This window comes from Micromonospora sp. KC721 (genome assembly GCF_004348355.1).
Taxonomy (GTDB): domain Bacteria; phylum Actinomycetota; class Actinomycetes; order Mycobacteriales; family Micromonosporaceae; genus Micromonospora.
In genome coordinates, this window is the sequence record NZ_SMJY01000334.1 from 1 (window position 1) to 3,212 (window position 3,212).

The 3,212-nt window shown below is 75.3% G+C and carries 3 protein-coding genes; all 3 read right to left on the reverse strand.

Features of this window, described 5'->3' with window-relative positions; genetic code table 11:
- Positions 1-179: 179 nt before the first annotated feature.
- Genes E1182_RS29910 through E1182_RS29920 form a run of 3 tightly spaced genes read right to left on the reverse strand, consistent with a single transcriptional unit; the run spans position 180 to position 3,208 of the window.
- Positions 180-1,241, reverse strand: a complete 1,062-nt coding sequence (locus tag E1182_RS29910) for a type III polyketide synthase (RefSeq protein ID WP_132271080.1) — start codon at positions 1,239-1,241, stop codon at positions 180-182.
- Positions 1,242-1,275: 34 nt separating this feature from the next.
- Positions 1,276-2,442, reverse strand: coding sequence for an acyl-CoA dehydrogenase family protein (locus E1182_RS29915; RefSeq protein ID WP_132271082.1), 1,167 nt, complete (start codon positions 2,440-2,442; stop codon positions 1,276-1,278).
- 46 nt (positions 2,443-2,488) lie between these two features.
- Positions 2,489-3,208 carry a bifunctional 2-polyprenyl-6-hydroxyphenol methylase/3-demethylubiquinol 3-O-methyltransferase UbiG gene (locus E1182_RS29920; protein WP_243706498.1) on the reverse strand — a complete coding sequence of 240 codons (720 nt, stop codon included), beginning with the start codon at positions 3,206-3,208 and terminating at the stop codon, positions 2,489-2,491.
- Between the last annotated feature and the right edge of the window lie 4 nt (positions 3,209-3,212).

Genomic DNA, 3,212 nt, shown 5'->3' on the forward strand with positions numbered 1-3,212 from the left:
CGCCCCGACCCCCGGCACCGCCCCCGCGCTGCTGGTCGACCGGACCGGCACGGTCACCCGGGTCCTGCCCGACCTGCGCTCGACCGGCGACTACCGCACCGACCTCGCCCGGCTGGCCAGCTGACCATCCCGGACCAGGCGGCCAGCCGACGTCCGGCCGGTCCCCTCAACCGTCCCGCTCAGCCACGGTCGAGCAGGGCCGCGTAGAGAGTCAGCCCCGGCCCGAAGGCGAGCATCACCACCCGCCGGGGCGGCACGGCGGCGCGCGCCAGCCGGTCCAGGATCAGCAGCACCGTCGGGGACGAGCAGTTGCCGTGCTCGGCCAGCACCCCCCGGGAGGCCGCCAACGCCGCCGGCGGCAGGGCCAACTCGCGCTCGACCACGTTGAGGATGCGCGGGCCGCCCGGGTGGACGGCCCAACCGTCCACCTCGGCGACGCTCGCGCCATGCCGGGCCAACAGGTCGTCCACCAGCGCGCGGACGTGCGCCGAGAGCACCTGCGGGACCTTCGGCGACAGACCCATCCGGAAACCGGTGTCGGTGACGTCCCAGGTCATGTGATCGGCGGTGGAGGTGTCGGTGACCGAGCTGACCTCCCGGATCCGCCAGCCGGGGCCGGCCGGCCCGGTCGGGGCCGGCAGCAGCACCGCGGCGACCGCGGCGTCGGAGAAGAGCGCGTGCGAGACGATCTGCTGGGTGTCCACCCTGGCCGTCGCCGGCTGGATGTGCAGGCTGGTCAGCTCGGTGCAGAGCAGCAGCGCCGGCCGCCCCCGCGCGGTGACGAAATCGCCCGCCGCGCCCAGCCCCGGCAGCGCCGCGTAACAGCCCATGTGGCCCACGAACATCCGCTGCGTGCCCGGGGCCATGCCCAGGTCCCGGGCGAGCAGGATGTCCAACCCCGGGGTGGCGTACCCGGTGCAGGAGCAGACCACGAACAGCCCCACGTCGCCGGCGTCGAGGCCGGCGGCGGTCAACGCCCGCCCCACCGCCTCCTTACCCAACGGCAGCGCCTCCACCTGGTAGCGCCGCATCCGGCGCTCGGTCGGCCAGTCGGAGACGTCCTCCAGCAGGGGGTTCACCGCCGCCTGCCGCCGGTCCACCCCGGAGTTCGCGAAGATCCGTTCGGCCAGCGCGCGGGTGGCGCCCGAGAAGTGCCGGGAGAAGAAGCCCTCCCACAACTCGTCCTGCCGGGCGGCCGGCGGTTGCGCCGTACCGAGACCCGCGATCACTGGCACGACCATGTCCCCACCTCTCGTCCGGTTCTGCCTGCCCGACCTACCAACGAGGCGCCGATCCGTCCCGGTCCGGGTCACCGCCGAGCGCCGCCACCCCGAGCCAGTCGGCGCACACGTCCGAGGTGGCCGGGTGCAGCGAGCCGCAGCGGGCGTCCCGATAGAGCCGTTCCAGCGGATGGCCCCGTCGGGTGGCCGACGTGCCGGCCGCCTCCAACACCGACGCGGCCACCTCGGCCGCCGTCGTGCCGGCCAGCAGCTTCGCCCGCCACACCCAGCGGTTGGTCTCGGCGTCACCGGGGGCCTCGTCCACCCGGCGGGCCGCCTCCGCCACGACCAGTCCGGCCGCGGCCACCGCCGCGTCCGCCCGACCGAGCCGGGCCCGCACCGCCGGCAGGCCGGCCAGCCCACGCGCGTTCAGGTGTTCGGCGGCGGCGTCCAACGCCGCCCGGGCCACTCCCACGTAGACGGCGGCGTAGCTCGCCACCAACCAGTGCGGCATCAGCTGGGCGACCACCAGGGCCAGCCCCTCCACCCCGCCGAGCAGCCGGTCGGCCGGCACGGTCACGTCCAGGTGCAGGTCGTGCGAGGCGGTGGCCCGCATGCCGAGCGAGTCCCAGGTCGGCTCGACGGTCAACCCGGCACCGGCCGGCACGAGGAACTGGGACACCACCGACTGGTCGGTGGCGCTGCGGGCGGCCACCAGATAGCCGTCGGCGTGCCCCGCCCCGGAACAGAAGGTCTTCGCACCCTTGAGGTGCCAGCCGCCGTCGACCGGCTCGTACACGGTGCTGAGCTGCGACAGCCGGGCGCCCGCGCCGCGTTCGCTCATCGCGACCGCGTACCAGGAGCCATCGGCCGCCGCGCGCAGCAGCCGGTCCCGGGCGACCAGCGCCTCCTCCGGTACGCCCAACGCCTCGGCCAACTCCTCGGTGACCGCCCCCAGCGCCCCGGTGACCGAGGCGTGCATGTTGAACACCAACGCGGTGGCGCCGTTGCCCCGGGCCAGCTCGGTGGCGACCGCCGTGTACTGCGCGAACGTCGCGCCCGCGCCACCCAGCCCGGGCGGGACCATCAGGCCGAACAACCCCGCCTCGCGCAGGTCGGTGAAGTCCTCCACCGGGAACGAGCCGTCCTCGTCGTGCCGGGCCGCCCGCGCGGCGAACCGCGGCGCCAACCGGCGGGCCGCCTCCAGCGCGTGCACCGTCATGTCGCCCCCTTCTGTGGCTTCTCCCTCTACCCCCGTCCGGGCCCGGTCACCCGTGCCGGACGCCACGACCCTGGTAGAGCACGGCAGTGGACCAGGTCGGTTTGATCCGGGGTTCCCGGTCGAGCCGCCCGACCGTGCCGCCGCGCCACCGCCGCAACAACCAGGCCGCCGTGTCGGACAGACTGGGCCGGACGCCGCGTACGCGCAGGTGGACGCCGTGCCGGGCGGCCTCGACGACCAGTTGCCGAGCATCCACGAACAACCGTGGATCGTGGATGCCCCGGGGCACCGTGGGCAGCCGCTCCCCGATCTCCACCGCGACCAGCCGGGCCAACGCGGTGTCGTTGAGGGTGTCCACCACCAGCAGCCCGCCGGGACGCAGCAGCCGGCACGCCTCGGCGACCGCGCGCCGCCAGTCCGGTACGTGTTCCAGCACCTCCCCGGCGGCCACCACGTCGGCGCAGCCGTCGGCCAGCGGCACCGCGGTGGCGTCCCCGACGAGCACGGTCACCCCGTGGTCGGCGGCCTGGTCCAGAGCCGAACGGGTCAGGTCGACCCCGACGTGCCGGTAACCCTTGCCGGCCAGGTGCGGGGCCATCAGCCCGGCACCACAACCCAGGTCGACCAGGAGAGCGTCGGGACGGGACGCGGGCGGCACCAGCGCGGCCCGCGCCCGGGCCAGCCAGTGCAGCATGGCGAACGCGCCGTCCGGTCGCCACCACTCGCCGGCCAGATCGTCGTACTGGCGGGGGTCGTTGCGGGGCAGGAGG

Coding starts and splice junctions, on each gene's coding strand:
- E1182_RS29915 (WP_132271082.1), bottom strand. CDS start 2,442: ATGACGGTGCACGCGCTGGAGGCGGCCCGCCGGTTGGCGCCGCGGTTC.
- E1182_RS29910 (WP_132271080.1), bottom strand. CDS start 1,241: ATGGTCGTGCCAGTGATCGCGGGTCTCGGTACGGCGCAACCGCCGGCC.